13 protein-coding genes are annotated in these 23,710 nt (G+C 51.3%); 8 read left to right on the forward strand and 5 right to left on the reverse strand.

Annotated elements, in window-relative coordinates:
• The first annotated feature begins 559 nt into the window (after positions 1–559).
• From C8275_RS00780 to C8275_RS00815, 8 genes are all read left to right on the forward strand, one after another.
• Positions 560–3,724 (forward strand): TonB-dependent receptor, encoded by a 3,165-nt coding sequence (locus C8275_RS00780; protein WP_199881832.1) that lies wholly within the window; start codon positions 560–562, stop codon positions 3,722–3,724.
• A gap of 12 nt (positions 3,725–3,736) precedes the next feature.
• Positions 3,737–5,680, forward strand: a complete 1,944-nt coding sequence (locus tag C8275_RS00785) for a RagB/SusD family nutrient uptake outer membrane protein (RefSeq protein ID WP_106483697.1) — start codon at positions 3,737–3,739, stop codon at positions 5,678–5,680.
• Between the two features lie 48 nt (positions 5,681–5,728).
• Positions 5,729–8,593: a SusC/RagA family TonB-linked outer membrane protein gene (locus C8275_RS00790; RefSeq protein ID WP_106483698.1), complete on the forward strand. Its 2,865-nt coding sequence runs from the start codon at positions 5,729–5,731 to the stop codon at positions 8,591–8,593.
• Between the two features lie 16 nt (positions 8,594–8,609).
• Entirely contained in the window at positions 8,610–10,418 is a 1,809-nt protein-coding gene (locus tag C8275_RS00795) for a RagB/SusD family nutrient uptake outer membrane protein (protein ID WP_106483699.1), read from the forward strand.
• A 28-nt stretch (positions 10,419–10,446) separates the two neighbouring features.
• The gene (locus C8275_RS00800; protein WP_106483700.1) at positions 10,447–11,481 is read left to right on the forward strand and encodes a DUF5627 domain-containing protein; all 1,035 of its coding nucleotides are present in this window, start codon (positions 10,447–10,449) and stop codon (positions 11,479–11,481) included.
• Positions 11,482–11,498: 17 nt separating this feature from the next.
• Positions 11,499–13,799, forward strand: a complete 2,301-nt coding sequence (locus C8275_RS00805; RefSeq protein WP_106483701.1) for an endo-1,4-beta-xylanase — start codon at positions 11,499–11,501, stop codon at positions 13,797–13,799.
• A 302-nt stretch (positions 13,800–14,101) separates the two neighbouring features.
• Entirely contained in the window at positions 14,102–16,594 is a 2,493-nt protein-coding gene (locus C8275_RS00810; RefSeq protein ID WP_157948116.1) for a thrombospondin type 3 repeat-containing protein, read from the forward strand.
• Between the two features lie 185 nt (positions 16,595–16,779).
• Positions 16,780–18,771 (forward strand): alpha-L-arabinofuranosidase C-terminal domain-containing protein, encoded by a 1,992-nt coding sequence (locus C8275_RS00815; protein ID WP_106483703.1) that lies wholly within the window; start codon positions 16,780–16,782, stop codon positions 18,769–18,771.
• A gap of 116 nt (positions 18,772–18,887) precedes the next feature.
• On the opposite strand, the gene C8275_RS00820 is transcribed toward C8275_RS00815, so the two are convergent.
• From C8275_RS00820 to C8275_RS00840, 5 genes are all read right to left on the reverse strand, one after another.
• Complete coding sequence (locus tag C8275_RS00820; RefSeq protein ID WP_022384898.1) at positions 18,888–20,027, reverse strand: dTDP-glucose 4,6-dehydratase; 1,140 nt, start codon at positions 20,025–20,027, stop codon at positions 18,888–18,890.
• Between the two features lie 21 nt (positions 20,028–20,048).
• Positions 20,049–20,960, reverse strand: a complete 912-nt coding sequence (rfbD, locus tag C8275_RS00825; RefSeq protein WP_106483704.1) for a dTDP-4-dehydrorhamnose reductase — start codon at positions 20,958–20,960, stop codon at positions 20,049–20,051.
• Positions 20,961–20,981: 21 nt separating this feature from the next.
• Entirely contained in the window at positions 20,982–21,536 is a 555-nt protein-coding gene (gene rfbC, locus C8275_RS00830) for a dTDP-4-dehydrorhamnose 3,5-epimerase (RefSeq protein WP_022384900.1), read from the reverse strand.
• A gap of 4 nt (positions 21,537–21,540) precedes the next feature.
• A complete protein-coding gene (gene rfbA / locus C8275_RS00835) occupies positions 21,541–22,449 on the reverse strand; it encodes a glucose-1-phosphate thymidylyltransferase RfbA (protein ID WP_022384901.1) in 909 nt (302 codons plus the stop codon).
• A 322-nt stretch (positions 22,450–22,771) separates the two neighbouring features.
• Complete coding sequence (locus C8275_RS00840) at positions 22,772–23,533, reverse strand: hypothetical protein (RefSeq protein WP_106483705.1); 762 nt, start codon at positions 23,531–23,533, stop codon at positions 22,772–22,774.
• Between the last annotated feature and the right edge of the window lie 177 nt (positions 23,534–23,710).

Here is a 23,710-nt window from a genome sequence, read left to right on the forward strand (position 1 = left end):
TATCTCTCCGGCAGACAACGTTTCCGTTCGTCCGCCCCACCTGCTCTTTACCACTACCCACCTCACCGATGCAGCCGCTCTCCATCTGCTGCATCCATCTCGTTGCACCTTCTCCACTGGCCCGGCAATGTCTCGAAATATGAACATCTGCGCGGCCGCCACGAAAATGCATGAGAATGGTAAAATAAAGAGTGCACGTCCGGCATCCCTTCCGTCGGTAAAACCACAAAAGGGTCGCCTCGAAAGCCTGAGTCCTCCACCGTGTGCGCAACCGGACAGGCAACACATCGGGAGAGCCGCCGAGCAGGGAACGATTTATAATCCGATAACCATTTTAATCCTTTTTTCAGACACTACCGACTTACTCCCCGAGGGCAATCCATCTTGTCATTTTTACGCATGAGACCGGAACGCCCCGTACACGTGAAAATAAACCATGCAAGTATTAACTAACGAATGTTGAACCATGAAACAGAAGGATGTGCTCGACAGCGGCTAGACAAACTCCCCAACCGCTGATGACTAGCAAACAATGTGAAAAAACAAACATCTTAAACTAATGGAAATGAAAAATGTAGGAATACAAAAACGTTATCCTTGCCTGTTCCTGCTCCTGCTGTTCTGCTGCCTGGGAGCATTTGCCCAAAAGGGGCCGACGGTCAAAGGAATTATCTTCGACAGCAACGGGGAGACCATCATCGGCGCCTCGATTGTCGTGAAAGGCAATACATCAATCGGTACGATTTCCGACCTCGACGGCCAATTCTCGCTGAACGTGCCGTCATCAAACTCCGTTCTGGTGGTGTCCTTCGTGGGCATGAAATCAAAAGAGGTGAAGGCTACCCCCAACACCTTGATGCGCATCACCCTGGAAGATGACACCAAACAACTCGACGAAGTGGTCGTCGTGGGTTACGGCCAACAGAAAAAGGCTTCCGTGGTGGGGGCGATTACACAAACTACAGGAAAAGTGCTGGAACGTGCAGCAGGTGTGTCAGACATCGGAGCGGCCCTGACCGGTAACCTCCCTGGCGTGGTGACCATGACAGGCAGCGGTATGCCGGGAGATGAAGAACCGAAAATCACCATTCGCGGTGCCAGTTCCTGGAACGACAATGAAGCTCCGCTGATTCTGGTCGACGGCATCGAACGTCCGATGAGTTCAGTAGACATCAACTCCGTGCAATCCGTATCCGTCCTGAAAGACGCATCTGCCACAGCTGTCTATGGTGTAAAAGGTGCCAACGGTGTCATCCTCATCACCACCAAACGCGGCGCGGAAGGTAGTGCAAAAATCGACATCGGTTTTAATGCAACACTGAAATCGCCGTCCAAACTGCCTAATAAATATGATTCGTATGATGCACTCATGCTCCGCAACACAGCCATCGAGCACGAACTGGCTCTCCGTCCTGACTCTTGGGAATATGTGCGTCCGCAATCATTCATCGACAACTACCGCAACCAGACAACTCTAGAGCAACGCGAACGCTACCCGAACGTCGACTGGCAGAAGGCCCTGTTCAAGGACAACACCATGTCCTACCGTGCAAACATGAGCATCAGTGGCGGTACAAACTTTGTGAAATATTTTGCATCCGCCGAATATGTGAACGAAGGAGACCTCTTCAAAATCTATGATAATGGACGAGGCTATAATTCCGGCTACGGATACAACCGACTTAACGTGCGCAGTAACCTGGATTTCAACTTGACCAAGACGACAGTCCTCAAGGTCAATCTTGCCGGTTCTAACGGCATCCGCAAGGCGCCCTGGCAAAACACCGGGCAATCGGAATGGCAAATCGGCCAGCAGTGGTCGGGAGCCTATAACATTGCCCCCGATGTATTTCTCCCGCAATATTCCGATGGAAGTTGGGGTATGTACCCGCTGGTATCGAATACGACGAACTCTGCCGAAAACATCTCACTGGGTGGTACCATGCGACTCACCACAACCCGCATCAACACGGATTTCACACTGGAGCAGGACCTGAAATTCATCACTCCGGGTCTATCAGCCCGTGCCACCATCTCCTGGGACAATGAGTTTGTAGAAAACAACCGCGGTATCAACGACCTCTATAACGACGCACAACGCAAATGGATCGATCCGGACACCGGTCAGGCACGCTACGAACAATCTTACGACACCAACAATGGCTTTGACTGGCATCAGGGCGTCAACTGGAGCACGGCTCCGGGTGAGGTGGACAACGGACAGACCGTCCGCAACCTCTATTACCAGGCACAGTTGAACTGGGTACGCAGCTTTGGCAAACACAACCTGACTGCCATGGGACTCTTCAGCCGTCAAGAGAATGCACGGGGAAGCGTGATGCCTGCCTATCGTGAAGACTGGGCATTCCGTACGACCTACAACTGGGCAGACCGCTACTTCGTGGAATACAACGGTGCCTACAACGGTTCCGAGAAGTTCAGCCCGAAAAATCGTTTTGCCTTCTTCAACTCCGGCGCACTGGGATGGATGGTCAGCGAAGAGAGCTTCATGAACTACCTGCGCGAAAAGCACATCCTCGACATGCTGAAGATTCGTGTATCCTACGGCGAGATTGGTTCTGACCAGTTGGGTATCGACCCCTTCGACTCCAACCGCCGTTGGCTGTACATGAGCCAATGGACTTACGGAGGGCAGACAACCATGGACCTCAACCATTCAACCCCGGGAAGTATCTATACCTGGTACAGGGAGGCCACCATCAGCAACGAGGACATCCATTGGGAAGTAGTACGCAAGCTGAACGTCGGCATTGACTATTCGTTCCTGGACGGTCTGCTTGCTGGTAACCTGGAATTCTTCCGGGACATCCGCTCCAACATATTCGTCTTCGGTACGGACCGTTCCATCCCCTCCTATTTCGGAGGAACTCCCCCGACTGTCAACAAAGGAAAAATCCGCACCAGCGGTTACGAACTGGAGGTACGCCTCAACAAGACTTATGCCAATGGTCTCCATCTATGGGGCAATTTCAGCATGACACATGCTAAAAACACCGTATTGGTGAAAGATGACCAGGCACTGCGTCCTGCCTACCAGAAGGCTGCTGGACATGGTGTGGGACAATATAACTCTTACATCGACGACGGCTTCATCCAGACCTACGACCAGCTGTATGCTGCTCCGGCCCACGATGCCAACGACAGCCAACGCCTCGTGGGAGACCACTATATCGTAGACTTCAACGGTGACGGTGTAGTGGATAACAAAGACTCTGCTCCCTATGGTTATACCAACCAACCGGAAAATACTTACAACGCAACCATCGGCTTCGAATGGAAAGGCTTCAGTGCTTTTGCCCAGTTCTATGGAGTAACGAATGTGACCCGCGACGTGACCCTGACCAGCTTCGGCAGCAAGCTGAATACGGTATATGACAACGGCACCTGGTGGTCCAAGGATACCCCAAATGCTGATGTGGTCGTTCCGCGCTGGAATTCTACACCCAATTACAACGAAGGTACTCAATTCCTGTATGACGGTTCATACATCCGTCTGAAGAATGTCGAGATTGCCTATACGTGGGACGGGGGATGGATTCACAAACTGGGGTTGAACAACCTGAAAATCTACCTCAATGGCAACAACCTCTGGTTGTGGACACGCATGCCTGACGACCGTGAAGCCAATCTCTCCGGTGCCGGTTATCTGGGTGCCTACCCCACGGTGAAGCGTTATAACCTCGGAATCAAATTCACTTTATAATATATGTACGCGATGAAACACTCTATATACAAGACGCTCTTCTGTGCAGGCTTGTTATCTGTGTCAGCAGGACTCCCCCTGACCTCCTGCGAAGACTACCTGGACAAGGCCCCGGAATCGACGGTATCAGAAGACGACGCTTTCAAGAACTTCCGCAACTTCCAAGGTTTCATAGAAGAAATCTACAACTGTATTCCGGACAAAGAGAAGAACAATTACTGTACTTCCTGGAACTGGGGAGATGATGAACTGTTCAACTCCATGGGAGATGCACACATGACCCACCAAGCTGATCTTGGCAACTTCCGTGCCTGGCAGACCAACGGACAATGCTGGCTGTACCGTAACCCAAGCAATCCGGCATCGACCGATAAGTTCCAACACTCACTCTGGCCTCACGCCTGGTATTGTATCCGTAAAGCCAACGTCGGCCTTGCCAACCTGGACAAAATGACCGGCACAGAAGAAGAGAAGAATCTCATAGCCGGACAGCTCTATTTCTTCCGTGCATGGTGGCACTTCCAAATCATGATGTATTGGGGTGGAATGCCCTACATCGACCAGGTGCTCGACGCAACGAAAGAGCTGACTCTGCCCCGCCTCAGCTATCAGGAGTGTGCAACTAAAGCAGGCGAAGACTTCCGACGGGCAGCAGACCTGCTCCCTGTCAATTGGGACAACGTGGCTCCGGGAAAAGCTACGGAGGGAAAGAACCAGCTCCGCATCAACAAAATCATGGCACTCGGCTATCTGGGCAAGAATTATCTGTGGGCTGGCAGTCCGCTCATGAAAAACGGAGCACAGTTGGGCGGAACCAAGACCTACGATTATGACACAGAGTTCTGCAAAAAGGCAGCCAATGCCTTTGGCGAACTGCTCTCTTTGGTTGAAAGTGGACAGACACAGTACGCTCTAGCTGAATACAACTACAAAAATATCTATAATCACGAGAAGGCAACGTCAGCCAAAAGCTGTTTCACAGACATCTTCTACACCGTCCGTCAGAACTGGCTGATGCCGGGTTCCGTGGAAGCAATCTTCCGCGGACCATCCTCGGACTATAACGGCAGTAACTGGAATATGACAAAGCTATGGGGTCCAAAAGTCGCAGGACTGGTCGCCCATGACAAAATCATCCACCTGCCGACAGCGAACCTGGTAGACATGTACGGAATGGCAAACGGACTTCCCATCGACGACCCAAACTCCGGTTTTGACAAACGCCATCCGTTCAAGAACCGTGATCCTCGCTTCTATCATGATATCGTGTTTGACGGTTTCCATTATGTGCTGGCAGAAGACAAGCTGTCGGATGCCCAAAAGCCCTATGCTTACTGCAATCTCTCAACCGGTTCAGACATGCGCTCTGCCGACCTGGGCAGCCGTACCGGCTATTTCTTCCAAAAGCTCGTCCCCCACACCTGTAATGAAGGGGACAAGGAATATGACTGGGGAAGCAACCTGCACACTTACCTGCCCTACATGCGCCTCGCCGACATCTACCTGATGTATGCTGAAAGCTGTGCAGTACTGGGAGGTCCGTCCGCCAAAGCCGACAATTGCAAACTGACCGCTCTGGATGCCATCAACAAAATCCGCACCCGTTGCGGTGCCGAAGGTGTACAACCGGCATACTTGGCAGACAACCATAAGTTCATGGATGAAATACGTCGTGAACGCGCCGTCGAGCTGGCTATGGAAGGATTCCGCTTCAACGACCTGCAACGTTGGTTGCTGCTGACCGAATCGCCCTACACCGAAAAATATGCCGTGGAATTCGACCGCGTTGAAAATCCCGACTTCTATAAGACGAATGACCCGGCTGATGCAGAAGTGGCAAACTGGCACAAGCGTCTGCTTGTAAAACGTGTATTCGGGACGAAACATTACTGGTTCCCCTTGCCTGACAATGATGTCTACCTTTATGGAGATTACGGGCAGAACCCTGGCTGGTAATGGCAGAGACATCCCATCAACGTATGTTTAACCATAAATGAACAACTAATGAAATATATACAATCCAAATTCATTCTTTGCAGCATGCTGGTCACTGCACCTGCCTTGACCTATGCACAAACACCCGACGAAGAAGGGACCGATTCGTTGGCTCGCAAGGAAAGTCCGGAGGTACAAGTCGCCTTCCGTAAGATGGCACAAAAGGACCTCTTGGGAGGAGTTTCTGTGGTCAATGTCGAAGAACTGACCAAAAAGAACTACAACACCTACAGCCTGGACAACATGCAAGGTTACATCGGAGGTTGGAACGGTAATTCCCTGTGGGGAATGGACGGAGACCATGCCGGCTATCTGGTTCTGGTCGACGGGGTACCCCGCGAAGCCAACAATGTCATGCCTTCGGAGATTGCACAAATCACCTTCCTGAAAGGAGCACAAGCGGTAGTCCTCTATGGCAGTCGTGCTGCCAAGGGCGCAATACTCATCAGTACCAAACGCGGCCATGCGGGCGGTCTGAGAGTCAGCCTACGCGCCAATACCGGTTTCAACGTGGCTAAGGCCTTCCCCGAATATCTGGGTTCTGCTGAATACATGACCCTCTACAACGAGGCATTGCTCAATGACGACCCATCTGCCAAGCCCCTCTATTCAGCCGAGCAGATATACAACCACGGTTCCGGTATCAATCCGTACCGCTATCCGAACATCAACTACTATTCTTCTGACTATGTGAAGAAGGCCTGCAACCGTTCGGAAGCGACAGCCGAAATTTCAGGCGGCGGACAGCGTGCCCGTTTCTACAGCAACGTCAGCTACTACCGTGCTGGGGACCTGCTCAATTTCGGTGAAGCCAAGGACAACATGATTGACCGCTTCAATGTGCGCGGCAATGTGGATGTGGACATCAACCGCTTCATCAGCACCCACATCAATGCCAACGCCACTTTTTACAATGCACAAAATGCCAAAGGTGATTATTGGAATGCCGCAGCTACGGCACGGCCGAACTTTCCACAAAACGCCTCCCCGCTCATTCCGGTAGCTCTTATCGACCCGAATGCGACAAGCGCACTGGAACTGCTGAGCACAACATCCAATATCATTGACGGAAAATATTTCCTATCAGGCAGCCAGGCAAATTCAACAAACGTGTTTGCCGACAACTATGCAGCCGGCAGTAGCAAATGGACCAGCCGACAGTTCCAGTTCGATGCCGGACTCGACATCAATCTGGACAAGGTGCTGAAAGGACTTTCATTCAACGCCCTGTTTGCAGTCGATTATGCAACGTCATACACAACGTCTTTCGACAACAAGTATGCGATATTCGTTCCCACCTGGGCCAACTACAACGGAAAGGATGTCATCGTAGCTCTCTCCAAGGAAGGCAACGACGAAAAGCCCGGCACACAAAACATCAGTGGAAGCAGTGACAAGCAGACCATTGCTTTCAGCGGGCAGTTCAACTACCGGAATACATTCGGCGGTGTACACAATGTTTCAGGCATGCTTATAGCCAATGGCTATCAGCAGACCATCTCACAGCAATACCACCGCATCAGTAATGCCAACCTTGCCCTGCAACTGGGTTACAACTACCGTCAGCGCTACTATGCAGACTTCGATGCGGCCTTGGTCCACTCTGCCAAACTTGCAGAAGGACACCGCAATGCCCTATCGCCTTCATTGACCTTAGGCTGGCGGTTGAGTGAAGAAGGATTCCTGAAAGATTCTCCTGTCATTGATGACTTGATGCTCAGCGTTTCGGGAAGTATCCTGAACCAGGACATTGACCTGGCTGTCGGAGACAACGAGTTTTACCTCTACAAAGCTGTATGGACCCAAAACGACGGTTATGCCTGGTATGATGGTCCTGCGGGTAAATACACCATCTCAACCCGCGGAGAGAATGACGACCTGTCTTTCATCCAACGAAAGGAGTTCTCTGCCAACCTGAGAGCCTCCCTTTGGCAAAAACTGGTCACCGTAGACGCCTCTTTCTTTATCAACTCGATGGAAGGTTACCTGATCGACCAGCCGACGTTCTATCCATCGCACCTGAACACCGGTTATCCTGACGCCTCGTTCATGGCGGTACAGAACTTCAACAACAACCGTCGCATCGGCTTTGACTTCAGCATCAATGCCAACAAGCGGTTTGGCGAGGTTGACTTATCTTTGGGGGTATCCGGTACATACTACGACACCAAGATTACCAAGCGCGATGAGATTTACGACAATGCATACCGTTATCGTCAAGGCAAACCCATCGACGGTATCTGGGGACTCCAAAGCGACGGTCTCTTCCGCAATGAAGAAGAAATTGCCGCTTCTCCGGAACAGAAGTTGGGCAGCACAGTACGTCCGGGAGATATCAAATACGTAGATCAGAACGGTGACAACGTAATTGACGACAAAGATGAAATCTACCTGGGTAAAGGAGGATGGTACGGTTCACCTTTTACATTGGGCATCAACCTCACCGCCAAGTGGAAGGACTTCACATTCTTTGCACTGGGAACCGGTGGATTCGGAGGATATGGTATCAAGAACAGCTCCTACTATTGGGTAGACGGTGACGACAAATATTCTGCCATTGTCCGTGGACGCTGGACTGAGGCTACAGCCGAAACTGCCACATATCCTCGTTTGTCTGCCAAGAGTGCCAGCAACAACTTCCGTACGTCTGACTACTGGCTCTACAAGACCGACCGCTTTGATTTGGCAAAAGTACAGATTACGTATGACCTGCCTCAGAGCATCCTGCACAATACATTCATCCGCAACCTGTCCGCCTATGTCAGCGGCGCCAACTTGCTCACGTTCTCCAAAGAGCGCAAACACATGGAAATGAATGTAGGCAGTGCTCCTCAAACCAGATTCTACAATATCGGCGTCAAAGCTGTATTCTAACTTAAAACCGGAACAAATGAAACTAAAGTATATTTTATTGACCACCGCCCTGATGGCTTCCCTTTCCGCCTGCGACGACATGTTTGAACCGGCGCAGGAAAACAATCGCGGTGTGGAAGAAATGCTCACCGACCCCAACTACGCCGTAGGCCTGTTGGGCTATGGATACGCCATGTTGCCGTATGAAAATGCGAGTGTAAGCGACGTGGCAACCGATGATGCTGTGACCAACGATAAAGAGAGTGCCTACTCCAAAATGGCACTCGGTGCATGGGCTGCCAATAACAACCCGATGGAACAATGGCAAGCACGCAAAGCTGCCATCCAATATCTGAATACTTTCCTCAGCATCGTCAAGAATGTCAATTGGGCAGCCAATGAAGTTACCAACGCTATGTTTATCGACAAACTGAGCGGAGAGGCTTACGGACTGCGTGCACTGAACTATTATTACCTACTGATGGCACATGCCGGACGTACGGAGAACGGAGAATTGCTGGGAGTTCCATTGCTACTTGAACCCGAAAACAACTCTTCGAACTTCAATCAACCACGCGCACCGTTCGAGCAATGCGTCAAACAGATTTTCGAAGACTTGGACAGAGCGATCGAACTGTTGCCTACAGACTACGAAAACATCAGTAGCGACAGTGATGTTCCTGCCAAATATCAGAATATGGGCGCCAAGCTGGGCAACTACAATCTGGTATTCGGAACCTACCAACGTGGACGGTTGACGGCTAAAATTGCAGAAGCCATCAAAGCACAAGTCGCATTGTTGGCAGCCAGCCCCGCTTACCGAGACGCTTCGGGCGTGACTTCCGAAACTGCAGCAAACTATGCAGCAACCGTCTTGAAACGTATCGGTGGCATTTCAGGACTTGACCTGAAAGGAAATACCTGGTACATGAACACCGATGAACTGGATAACCTGGGATCGGGTGAAGTGACAGCGGAAATCCTCTGGCGCGGGAACATCAGCCAAGGTACCGACGATTGGGATATCGGTATCACACAAGAAAAGAATAACTTCCCACCTACGCTGTACGGCTCAGGGCGTATCAATCCGACACAGAACCTCGTGGATGCATTCCCCATGGCTAACGGATACCCTATCACCGACAAATCGAACAGCGGATACAATGCCAACAATCCCTATGAGAATCGAGATCCACGTCTGAGTAAGTATATCATCTACAACGGTGCAAAGTTCAAAGACAAGGCCATCATCACCGGACTCTATGCAGATGCTGACAACAAGCAAGACAACGGTTTGAACCAGTTGAACACTTCCACCCGGACCGGCTACTACCTGCGCAAACTTTTACGTGAAGACTGTAACCCGAACCCCAGTTCACTCAACGCGAAAAAGCATATCCCCGTACGTATCCGATATACGGAGATATTCCTCGCCTATGCTGAAGCTGCAAATGATGCTTGGGGACCGACCGGACAAGGAAGCAACGGATTCAGTGCGTACGATGTCATCAAGAAAATCCGTACTCGTGCCGGAGTGGGAACAGACAACGGAGATGCCTATCTGGAAAGCGTCAAAGGAGATAAAGAGAAAATGGCACAGCTCATCCGCAACGAACGCCGCATCGAACTTTGCTTTGAGAATAAACGTTTCTGGGATATCCGCCGTTGGAAGATGCCTCTGACCGAAGAAGCCAAAGGCATGCAAATCGAAAAAAACGGGAATGCACTGACTTATAAAGTTATCAATGTAGAAGCCCGTAACTACAAGGATTATATGTACTACGGTCCTATCCCCTACAACGAGAAGTTAAAATGGAGTGAACTGAAACAGAACCAAGGATGGTAATCCTACTAAAACCAATTACAAATTGATTATGAATAAACTATTAACTGCTATAGCGTTGGGAAGCGTACTGACAGCTTTCTCCGCCTGCGAGAATGCAGACAACTCGTTTCCCGACTACGAAGGAGGCACCTCTGTCTACTTCGCTTACCAATATCCCGTACGTACGATTGTATTGGGGAATGATGAGGTCGTCAACAATTCACTTGACCGCGAGCATAAATGTGAGATCTATTCCACCATGGGAGGTTCCTATGGAGGAAGAAACATCACCATCGACATTGCGGTAGACAACTCTCTTTGCGACAACCTGTTTTTCGAAAATGATTCACCGGTGCTCCCCATGCCTTCCAACTATTACAAGCTCGCCGGGAACAAAATTGATTATAAAGGTCAGCACTGGGGATGCGTAGAAGTGCAACTGACTGATGCCTTCTTTGCCGACGAAAAAGCCTTGGAGAACAATTATGTCATTCCCATTGTCATGAAAAGCCAAACCGGAGCAGACCGCATACTCACCGGCAAACCGTTAGTGGAGGGTGAAAGTCCCGTACGTACCAATTCTATTTATTGGGATGTACTCCCGATGGACTATGTACTCTACTGCGTGAAATATATCAATCCTTGGCATGCCTCCTATCTCCGCCGGGGAACAGACAACATCACGGAAAACGGCAAGACTTCAACCATAAAACGTCATGGAGCCACCGTTGAAAAAGACGAAATCTGCAATGTCACCACACGTTCTCTGAAGACTTGCCATTTCCCTGTGAGCACCAAGCTCGCCGACGGAAGCAGCATAACCTGCAATCTGTTGCTTACGTTCGATGAAGAGAACAGATGCAGCATCACTTCTGACACGGAAGGCATCACTGCCAGCGGCAAAGGCCACTTCGAGCCTAAAGGTGAAAAGAAAGCCTGGGGAAACAAAGACCGTGATGCCCTCTATTTGGATTACACCATCAACTATGGCATCAAACAAGTTGCAACAAAAGACACCCTTGTCCTACAGACAAGAGGTACCAACAAGATGGAACTGTTCACCCCTAAGTACATCGCTAAATAATTATTGAAGGACAGACTATGAATAACAAGATTTCAACATACATCGGCCTGGCATTGCTCACGGCATTCGCCTCATGCGCCGACGATAAGTTTGCCGACTTCCAAACGGAAAAGCCGGAAAGTCTGACGCAATATGAATATCTGAATGCGTATGACAATTTGAAAAGCTACATAGACCGCAGTGCACATCCCGGTTTCAAACTGGGAGCAGGAGTCTCCGCCGATGACTTTCTGAAGGGAGAACTGGTACGCAGCATGGTTGTCAGCAACTTCGACGAAATCACGGCAGGAAATGCCATGAAATATGCCTCCTGTGTGTCGGACAACGGCATTATGGACTTTTCTAAAGTGACAAAGTTTGTAGAAGCTGCCAAGGCTGCCGGTGTGACCATCTACGGTCACACCCTTTGCTGGCACTCACAGCAGAACAACAAATACCTGAACAGCCTCATAGCCAACAAGCCTATTCCAGTAGACCCCACCGGCGGAAATAAAGCTCTTCACATCCACGCCGGAGATCCAAAAACAAATGCTTGGGACTATGAAATCTACTATGACCTCGACCAGACATTGGAACCAGGAAAGTCTTATACACTGACCATTAAGGCCAAAGGTTCCAATCCGGGTACCATATCATTTTGGCCGGGTCTGAAAGACGGCAATAATACCCACTATGGGTTCTCAGGCATCACAGCCGGCGAAGACTTGACGGACAATACCATTAACTTCACTCCCGAAAAAACAATTGACCGTCTGCGCTTCTGTTTTGGCAAGCTGGGAGGAGATCTGTATTTTGATGATGTCACACTGAAAGAGGCCGGTAGTGACAAGAATCTGATTGTCAATTCCTCATTTGACAAGCAAGACATCAATCACTGGACTAAAGTGAGCTGGATAGACATCTCGTATGAAATCGAAACTTTGGGCAACTCCGGTACAACCACTTGGTATGAAGACATGCTCACCAACGGCAATGCAGAAGGTAGTGAAGCAGGTAGTTTCTTCGCGACTGAACAAGGTATTGGCGGTCCCCACGACGCAACCATCGGTGCAGCCGGAACGGGTGCTGACGGCAAGGGACATGCCTATGTCGTGAAATCAGGCAATGACCCGGCCAACAGCTACAGCACCCAGTTCTTTGTCAAGGCAAACCGGACACTGCACGCCGGAGACATCTGTAAACTGACATTCAAATACCGTGCCGATAAAGCTGCAGGTTCTGAATCGCAGGCTCACGCAGCGCCCGGTGCTTACATTCACTATGACATGGGTGTAAGCGTGAACTTCACCACCAAATGGCAGACCTTCGAAAAGGAATTTACCGTCAGTGAAGCGCAAGCCGGGACATCGGGCATGCAGACCATCGCCTGGAACCTCGCCGTGCTGAAAGAAGCCAATACGTACTATTTCGATGACATCGAGTTCGGGATTCAACGCAAGGTAGAAGGTATTCCTTTGACTGAGCAAGAAAAGAAAGACACCCTCACCTGGGCAATGGACCGTTGGATCAATGGTATCATGGAAGCCACCGGAGGATATGTCACAGCATGGGATGCTGTCAATGAATCCGTCTCCGGAGTAGACAATGACAACGATGGTTTCTATGACCTGCAATCCAATAAGAATGTTTCCGCAGAGGATGCCAAAAACAACTTCTACTGGCAGGATTATCTGGGTGACCTCGATTACGTACGGATTGTCATCCGCTCAGCACGCAAGCACTTTGCCGAGCACGGTGGCAACCCCTCCGACCTCAAACTCTTCATCAACGACTACAACTTGGAATCCTGGTGGGACGACAACAAGAAAGCGAAGAGCCTCATCAACTGGATCAAACGGTGGGAATCGGACGGAGCGACCAAGATTGACGGCATCGGTACGCAGATGCACGTGAGCTACATCCTCGACGAGGCTGACCAGAAACGGCAGGAGGCTTCCATCGTGAAGATGTTCGAACTGCTCGCCGCTTCGGGCAAACTCGTCAAAATCTCCGAGCTGGATATGGGCATCACCAAAAAGGCTTTCGGAGAGGCCATCAAGACAGAGGACGTCACCTATGAACAACAGCTGAAGATGGCGGAATTCTACCGCTTCATCATCGAGAAGTATTTCGAAATCATCCCGGTGGCACAGCAGTACGGCATCACTCAGTGGTGCACCACCGACAGTCCCGAGAGCTCTTCCTGGAGAGGCGGACAGCCCGTCGGACTCTGGACACTCGGCAACAGCCGCAAACCGACCTACGGAGGGTTCGCCAACGGACTTGCCGGACGGGAGGTGGTCGTGCCTTACGCTGCCCCATCGGCTGAAGAAGAATAAGCATACGAGGACCTAACCGGGTCATCGTCCATCCAAGACGCCCGGTCAGGACATCCCACCCGAATGGCACTGCACATTGCAGCCTGCAAACCGGAAGGATGCCTGACCGGGCGTCTGACTTTTCCTTGCAACCCGTCCGCTACCACCTTACGAAAGTTGAGTGCATGATTAAACCTCCTGTACTCCCGAAAGTCTGATTTAAGATACCTGACTAATGTTCCGCATACGCTCTCCGTATCAGTCGGCAAGAACCAACTCCTACCCGGGCTGGCGGAAAAATAGAACGCCTAAAAAATCCATCTATGAAAACGAATGAAAGGAAAGCCAGACATTTGCTGCTGGGCAGCGCACTGCTTCTGACAGCTTGCGCCACCTCGGTACAGGATGCTCAACCGACGTACCGGATTGACTGCAACGTGGCACGACGCAGCGTGGCAGAAGTAAACGAAGTGAAATTCACACCGTGGGAAATCGACGGTGAAAAAACCGACACCCTGCAACTCTCCGGAGGTGTGCAGATCGTCATGGCGGTGAAAGGCAATGACGAGGCTACGCTGCACTCCGGCTACTACAAGGCAGGCGTACAGAACCCACTGGCAAAGCTCATCAGCGACGGTGTCTATGTGGAAAACGGCGATGAGCTGGAGTTGCTCATCACCGGACTGCCCAAAGGGGAACATGTCGTACAGACTTATCACAACAACTTCTCGGCAACTGAAGGAACCACCGTCCCGGCATTCGACGTCTATGCCGGCGACCAGCTCGTCCACGAAAACCAGTCATGTCCCTGCCGGGTGCTGACGCGGGAAGACGGACTGGTGCTGAAGACCGTGGTCAACGTGGAGCAGGACGGACAGGAAGTCATGCTCCGCTTCAAGGCGCGGGAGGCTGAAGCCGAACAGCGTGCCGTCTACCTCAACGGTGTGGAGATTGACACACCCGACATCCTCCGTCAGGCTCAAAAGCCCGCACCTGCCGACGACGACATGCACGCTGATGCCGACAACGGACTGACGCTGCAATGGACACCGGGCAAAGAAGCCGTGAAGCACCATGTCTATGTAGGCACCGACTCCCTCGCCGTGGCACAGGCATCGACCGGCGACCGGACCATCTATAAAGGAGTACAGGAACAGACCGGTTACGCCCTGAGCGACCTCTACAACCTGGACCGGTATTACTGGCGCATTGACGAAGAAGATGCTTCCGGCAACCTGACACGGGGTAATGTCTGGAGTTTCCGCCCGCGCCACCTCGCCTTTGAGGGAGCTGAGGGTTACGGACGGTTTGCCATCGGCGGACGCGGCGGCAAGGTGGTCCATGTGACCAACCTCAACGACGACGGTCCCGGCAGCTTCCGCGAAGCCATCACCAACGATATCGGTCCGCGCACCATCGTGTTCGATGTCTCGGGTGTCATCACGCTGAAGTCGCGCCTCACCTGCTCCTCACGCTATGTGACCATCGCCGGACAGACTGCCCCGGGTAAAGGCATCTGCATCAAGGGCGCACCCTTCGGAGTGGGTCCTGACGGCATCTGTCGCTTCATCCGTGTCCGTCTGGGTGGAGGAAAGACCTTCGACGGCATCGGTATGGCAGGAGCCGACCACAGCATCACCGACCACTGCTCCATCAGCTGGACCATCGACGAGGCATTCAGCTCACGCAGCGCGAAGAACATCACCCTGCAACACACCCTCATCTCCGAAGCACTCAACGTCGCCGGGCACAAGAACTACGAGAAAGGCAAGGGACACGGCTATGCAGCCACCATCGGCGGCAACATCGGCTCCTTCCACCACAACCTCCTCGCCCACTGTGCAGGACGCAACTGGAGCATGGGCGGCGGACTCGACGGCAACGGATTCTATGCCGGAGCACTCGACATCTTCAACAACGTGGTCTACAACTGGGCGGGACGTGCCACTGACGGCGGCGCCCATGAAGTGAACTTCGTGAACAACTTCTACAAGATGGGACCGTCGACCACTCAGAAGTTCATCCTCCGTGCACAGCTCGAAGGCGTCGGCAAGGGTTCCCAGAGCTACTACTGCGAAGGCAACGTCCGTCAGGACACTGACGGCAAGCTGGTGACCGACAACGAACAACTCCGCCGCTACGAACTTTCGAACGGACAGGTGCTCGACTGGGAAGTGTGGGTAGACAAACCTTTCTTCCCCTCGTATGCCGAAGTAGAAAGTGCACAGGATGCCTACAAGTCGACACTCTCCGACGTGGGCTGCAACATGCCGCTCTTCGACGAACACGACCAACGCATCGTGCGTGAAACCCTCGAAGGGTCCTATACCTACACCGGTAGCGTCGGCAAGACAAAAGGCATCATCGACAACGAACAGGATGCCGGCGGCTATGAGGAATATCCTGAGGAGAAACGGGCTGCCGACTTCGACACTGACGGTGACGGACTGCCCGACTGGTGGGAGGAGATGCACGGGACGAACCCGAAGTCTGCTGCCGGTGACTTCAGCGACTCTAACGCCGACCCCGACAAGGACGGTTATACCAACCTGGAGGAATACCTCGACTGGATGTCGGTGCCTCACTACTACGCCGACAATAACGAAGAAATCACCATCGATGCAGCCCCGTTGTTTGCAGGCTTTGAACAGCCGACATTCACTGTCGAGGGCGACAAGACCGTTGTCATCGAAGGCAGCCGTCTGACAATGGAAAGCACCGGCCTGGCAGAAGGTATCTTCTACTACAATGTGACGGCAACTGACGCCTCGGGCAGCAGTATGACCCGTCGCGTGGGTGTCTGCGTCCGTAAGTGAACGCCGGGCATTAAGAAGTGTTTTTAGTTGACCGGGAGGACAAGAAAATAGGAGATAAGTGTGATATTCTCAATTATTCTCCGTACTTTCGTGAGTCAGCGGACAAGGAACAAGTAGACGGGTGGACCATCCTCCCCCGTCGGCTTGTTTCCTGTCCACCCGTCAACTAAAACAACACTTACATCATGAAAATCTACTCAATTCTAGCCGGGCTGGCACTCGCAGCCACAGCTCCGGTCCTCCATGCACAAGAAAACACCGTGACGGTGCAGACCCGCCAGGTGGGTGCAGCCATCCAACCGACCATGTACGGTATCTTCTTTGAAGACATCAACTTCGGAGCAGACGGCGGTCTGTATGCCGAACTGGTCAAGAACCGCTCGTTCGAATTTACCCCCGACCACTACATGGGCTGGAAGATGTTCGGCAATGTCACCTTGCGCGACGACGGCCCCTTTGAACGGAACCCGCACTATGTCCGCCTTGCCTGGGCAGGACACAATGACATGTGGACCGGCATCCAGAACGAAGGCTTCTTCGGCATCGGGCTGAAGACAGGCGACGACTACCGCTTCTCGGTGTGGGCACGTGTCCCCGACGGTAAGCCTGTGACGCTCCTGGTGCAGTTCATCGACCAGAACACAATGGAGAACCGGCAGGCATTCGTCAGCCAAGACCTCACCATCGACTCCCGCGAGTGGAAGAAGTACACCCTCGTGATGCGTTCTCCACGGACCATCGAAAAAGCCAACCTGCGCATCTTCCTCTCCAACCCGGAACACCGTTCGGGCACAGGTACCGTCGACCTGGAGCATGTCTCGCTCTTCCCAACAGATACCTGGATGGGGCATGAGAACGGCATGCGCAAGGACCTCGCACAGGCACTCTTCGACCTGCATCCCGGTGTCTTCCGTTTCCCCGGAGGGTGCATCGTCGAAGGCAGCAACCTCGCCACACGCTACCAGTGGAAGAACACCGTGGGACCGGTAGAGAACCGTCCGCTGAACAAGAACCGCTGGGAGTCGACCTTCACCGACCGCTACTATCCCGACTATTTCCAAAGCTACGGACTGGGCTTCTATGAATACTTCCTCCTGAGCGAAGAGCTGGGTGCCGCTCCCCTGCCCGTGCTCAACGTGGGCATGGCCTGCCAATATCAGAACTGGAACAAGGAGGAGGCACATGCCGAATGTTCTGCCGAAGGGTTGCAACCCTACATCGACGATGCACTCGACCTCATCGAGTTTGCCAACGGTCCTGCTGACAGCGAGTGGGGCAAGGTGCGTGCCGAGATGGGACACCCGGCTCCGTTCGGACTGAAGTACATTGCCATCGGCAACGAGCAGTGGGGCGAGTTCTACTTCGAGCGTCTGAAGTTCTTCATCGACGCCATCCGCAAGGCACACCCCGAAATCAGCATCATCGGCACATCGGGTCCCGATTCCGAGGGCGAGATGTTCGAACTGGGCTGGAAGGCGATGCGTGAGCAGAAAGCCGACTTGGTCGACGAACACTTCTACCGCCCCGTCGACTGGTTCAAGAACAGCATGGACCGTTATGACAACTATGACCGCCGCGGTCCGAAGGTGTTTGCCGGCGAGTATGCCTGCCATGACCACGGACGCAACATGAAATGGAACCATGCCGGGGCATCGCTCTACGAGGCAGCCTTCATGACTACACTGGAACGCAATGCCGACGTCGTGCACATGGCAACCTACGCTCCCCTGTTCGCACATGTCGAAGGCTGGCAGTGGCGTCCCGACCTCATCTGGTTCGACAACCTGCGCTGCGTGAAGTCCGTGAGCTACTATGTGCAGCAGATGTACGCCCGCAACTGTGGCACGAATGTCATCCCTGCTACCCTCTCCACACCGACGCCCAAAGGGGAAGATGGCCTGTTCACCAGTGCCGTGGTCGACAAGCAGACGGGTGAATACATCGTCAAGGTCATCAACACGACCGATAGCCCGAAGGACATCGTGCTCCGCTTCGAGGGCATGAAGCGCCTCCATTCAGTCGGTACCCTGACGCTCGATTGCCGTTCCTATGAGCAGGACAACACACTCGATGCACCGACCAGCATCGTCCCTCAAGAGGGCCGCCTCATCCCGACGGACAATACTGTCCGCACAGTCATCGCCGCCAAAAGCTTTGTGGTTTATCGGGTGAAGTAAGGTGAATGTCCGGTTCCGGATTAACTGAAAAAACAATAGCGACTGCTACTATTGGGATTTATAGTGACAGTCGCTATTGCTGTATATAACGGTGCTGGACCATCCTGCAATATCATTTATCTGTTCCGGTACATCTCATCATAATACTTTTGGTAGTCACCACTGGTCACATTGTCCATCCAGTCCTGATGCTCCAGGTACCAACGGACGGTCTTTTCTATCCCCTCTTCGAATTGCAGGCTTGGTTCCCAGCCAAGCTCGCGCTGAAGCTTCCGGGAGTCAATGGCATAGCGCATGTCATGCCCCTTACGGTCAGTCACGTAGGTTATCAGGTCCATATCCTCGCCTTCCTTGCGACCCAAGAGGCGGTCAACCGTCCTGATGACAACCTTGATAATATCAATGTTCTTCCATTCGTTAAAACCACCGATGTTATAAGTATCCGCGATTCGGCCTTTGTGGAAAATGAGGTCGATGGCCCTTGCATGGTCTTCCACATAAAGCCAATCTCTGACGTTCTCGCCTTTTCCATAGACAGGCAACGGCTTCTTGTGTCGGATATTGTTGATGAATAGAGGTATCAGCTTCTCGGGGAACTGGTAAGGTCCGTAGTTATTCGAACAGTTGGTCACGATGGTCGGCATCCCGTAGGTGTCATGGAAAGCCCTTACAAAATGGTCAGAGCTTGCCTTTGATGCCGAATAAGGTGAATGCGGATTGTACTTCGTTTCTTCGAGGAAGAATTCCGTGCCATAGGCATGGTGATGCTCCGAACTGGCCTTTGTCGTAAACGGAGACTCAACCCCTTCGGGATGGGTCAGCTCCAGCGCCCCATACACCTCATCGGTGGAAATGTGGTAAAAGCGTTTGCCCTCATAACCTTCGGGCTTACTCTCCCAATATTCCTTTGCAGCCTGTAGCAATGTCAATGTACCCATCACGTTTGTATGAGCGAACGTGAACGGGTCCTTTATCGAGCGGTCCACATGGCTCTCAGCCGCAAGATGGATGATTCCGTCGATATCATATTCCGCCATCAGCCCCTTTATCGTCTCATAGTCACAGATATCAGCCTTGACAAACACATAATTCTCCCGGTCCTCGATGTCTTTCAGGTTTGCGAGGTTACCGGCATAGGTCAGCTTGTCCAGGTTTATGATTCTATAATCCGGATACTTGTTCACGAACAGGCGTACCACATGGGAACCAATAAAACCTGCTCCCCCCGTTATCATAATGTTGCGTTTGAAATTCATATCACTCTTGTGTTTTGACTGTTATCGCATTGCTTTCATATTCTCCATGCAGACTGTCAATGAATCTGTCCAGTACGGCACTTTGATGCCGAACGTCTGCTTGATTTTCGTCTTGTCCAGGACCGAATAGGCGGGACGCTTCACCGGACTGGGGAACTCATCACTGTGACAAGGCTCTATGTCACATGCTGTATGTCCTGCCAGCTCTGCAATCTTCTTGGTGAAGTCGTACCAGGAACAGACACCTTCATTGCTGAAATGATAAATACCTGTCTTGCTGTACCTCCCATGAGGGTTCTCGCGCTCATAGTCTTCCAGGACCGTCTCTATCGCCCGGGCGAGATCATACGCATAAGTCGGAGTCCCCACCTGATCAAAGACCACATTCAGCCTCGGCTTCGTCGCCGTCAGCCCCAGCATGGTCTTCACAAAGTTACGACCGAACTCTGAATACAGCCATGCCGTACGGATGATGACATGATCACATCCGACAGCCTGTATGTTCCTTTCACCTTCCAGCTTGGTCTTGCCGTAAACACCGGTCGGTGTACCCGACTGCTCCTCACGGCAAGGTGTATTGTAAGGGTCACCCCCAAACACATAATCGGTCGATATCTGCACCAGTAGTCCGTCCACCTCCTTCATCACCTCCGCCAATATCTTCGGAGCCTCAGCATTCAGTCTGTGACAGAGCTGCTCATCACTCTCCGCCTTGTCCACATTGGTATAGGCCGCACAATTCACAATACAGCGGATGTCGTTCGCACCGACCAACGCCCTTACGGCATCAGCATCCGTCATGTCGAGGAGGACCGTCTCCACGCCTTCAGCCGGGACCACATCGGTAAACAGATAATTGTCTTTCGAGTTCCTGCTCACGAGACGCATTTCATGGCCGAGCTGTCCGTTTGCACCTGTTATAAGTATATTCATCTGTTGTCAGGATTTAAATGTTCAGAAGACAAAAGGGGAATCAAAGTGACTCAACAGCGGATGCTTCGTATCCTTTTCACTGAGTATGGCACGTTCCGTCGGGATGCGCCAGTCTATTCCAAGGCTGCCATCCAGGATACTGATGCCACCATCCGCTTCCGGGTGATAAAACTCGTCACACTTGTACTGGAACACCGCCGTTTCACTCAGCACGGCAAAACCATGTGCAAACCCCTTCGGGATAAAGAACTGCCGATGATTGTCCTCGGTCAATTCCACCGCCACATGCTTCCCGTACGTCGGCGATCCCTTACGTATGTCCACAGCCACATCCAGTACCTTCCCCCTGACACATCTCACCAGTTTTGCCTGGGTAAAGGGAGGACGCTGGAAGTGCAATCCCCTCATGACGCCGTACGACGACATACTTTCATTGTCCTGCACAAAATCCACATGCCCGACCTTCTCGTCAAACTCCTTCTGAGAGAAGCTCTCAAAGAAGTAGCCCCTGGCATCCTTAAATATACGTGGTTCTATGATGACCACTCCGTCTATCTCTGTCTTTATTACTTCCATTTTTCTAATATTCCAAGTCCTTTTCCAAAGCATCTTCCTTCTCATCCAGCAGAGAAAGTATGTACTTGCCATAATCATTTTTCAGCATCGGCTGCGCCACCTCGCGCAATGTCTCCTTCGTGATCCAGCCCTTGCGGTAAGCAATCCCTTCGAGGCAGGCCACTTTCAGTCCTTGACGCTTCTCCAGCACTTCGATGAAGGTCGATGCCTCCGAGAGGGAGTCATGCGTCCCGGTATCAAGCCACGCAAAGCCTCGTGCCATCGTCTGCACTTTCAGCTCCTTGTCTTTCAGAAATTGCTGATTGACGGTGGTTATCTCCAGCTCTCCACGCGCAGACGGCTTGATATGTTTCGCAACCTCAACCACCTTGTTCGGATAGAAATACAAGCCGACAACCGCATAGTTACTCTTCGGGTGCTCAGGTTTCTCCTCGATGCTCAGGCAGTTGCCCGCCTTATCAAACTCTGCCACTCCGTATCGCTCCGGGTCACTCACCCGATAGCCGAATACCGTAGCCTTCCCATTCACTTCCGCATCCAGCACAGCCTGCCTCAACAGACTATTGAGTCCGACTCCATGGAAGATGTTGTCGCCAAGCACCAGGCAGGCACAATCATCTCCAATGAACTTCTCACCGATGATAAACGCTTGCGCCAGTCCGTCCGGAGAAGGTTGCTCTGCGTACTCAAATCTCACCCCGAACTGGCTGCCGTCTCCCAACAGACGCTTAAAGCTCGGCAGGTCATAAGGCGTCGAGATAATAAGTATCTCCCTGATGCCTGCAAGCATCAGCACGGAAATAGGATAGTAAATCATCGGTTTGTCAAAGATGGGTATCAGCTGCTTGCTGACTCCCTTGGTGATCGGGTACAGTCTTGTACCACTACCACCGGCGAGAACGATTCCCTTCATGTATAGTTGTTTTTTGATTATTGTTAAACTTAACTTCTACATCACAGGACGATATTCCACAAAATTAAACCAAGATTGTTCATTGGACTTTGATTAGATGTTTTCCCCGTCCTTGCAACACGAGAAAAAGATACAAGCACGGTGCACAAGATGTTCTCAGAGCCTGCTCCCTTGGAACGGAAGAGGATTTTGAATGGTCGAATGATTGGCTGGGGTTGAATAATAGCGACTCTTGCTATTTGATTATTAGCAGCATTCACTATTGAAGTTACTTTTTATCCCTCAAAATCAAGTTCTCCGAAGAATGTATAATGAGGAGTATTTATGTCAACCACTCATCAGGATTTATATCCTTCCACTTAGGAGTAGCTTTGTGAATCAGGTCCATAAGATAATCTTCGTCAAACTTTGGCTGGTAATCCATCAGTTCCACCAACACCAAGGTTGATTTGTCAATGTCCCCTGTAAGGATATTCTTCTTAGCACGTACTCGCACACCAAAATTTTTATAGAGAGGATTTCCCTGATACCCGGCTAAATATTTCTTATCTGCCCGAATCGTCAAGGAGCCAACATCCTTCGTATCCAAATGAATATTAGCCTTGTCCTTTCCACCTGCATCTGTCAAGGTTCCATAATAATAGCACTCTATATCCACCATGATATTTTCATGGCGAACATAATGTGTGGTTGGAGTAATCCGAAAGAAACGTTGTGGCTTGTCAGAAGTACCTATTTCTATATCATAGTTATAACGCAATGCAAAAGACTGAAGATTTTCTATCGCTTGCGCACTTGCCACTTCCAATTTATCAATAGAGCCATTTTCTTGTTCAATAACACCAAGCATGGCAGAGACCAAGAGGACGCTTTGCAGAGATGTTCTAAAGACATTGAGCACAGAGCCTTCCTTCATCTCATAAGAAATAGTAGGACGATCCTTGCGTTTCTTTCTGTCTGGATAAAGCAAATTCTCCACTTCATCAAGCAAGAATCGAATTTGCCTGATGTCAAAATTGGCAGGAGAAAGAGACTCGTCTCCGTTCTTACCAATAATTCTTAATGAAATTTCATTTCTATCCATACCACAAATATAGCAATATTCTGAACACTAAAGGAAATACCACTTCCTTTTCTATTCAAAATATTGCTATCAAGACAATCTCAAAGCCCAATGCTCATTGGAATTAAACAATAGCGACTGTTACTAGTTGATTCTTAGTAACAGTCACTATTCCTATGTTTCCGGTTCTCAATCCTG

The organism is Bacteroides sp. Marseille-P3684, assembly GCF_900291465.1.
Classification (GTDB): Bacteria; Bacteroidota; Bacteroidia; order Bacteroidales; family Bacteroidaceae; genus Phocaeicola_A.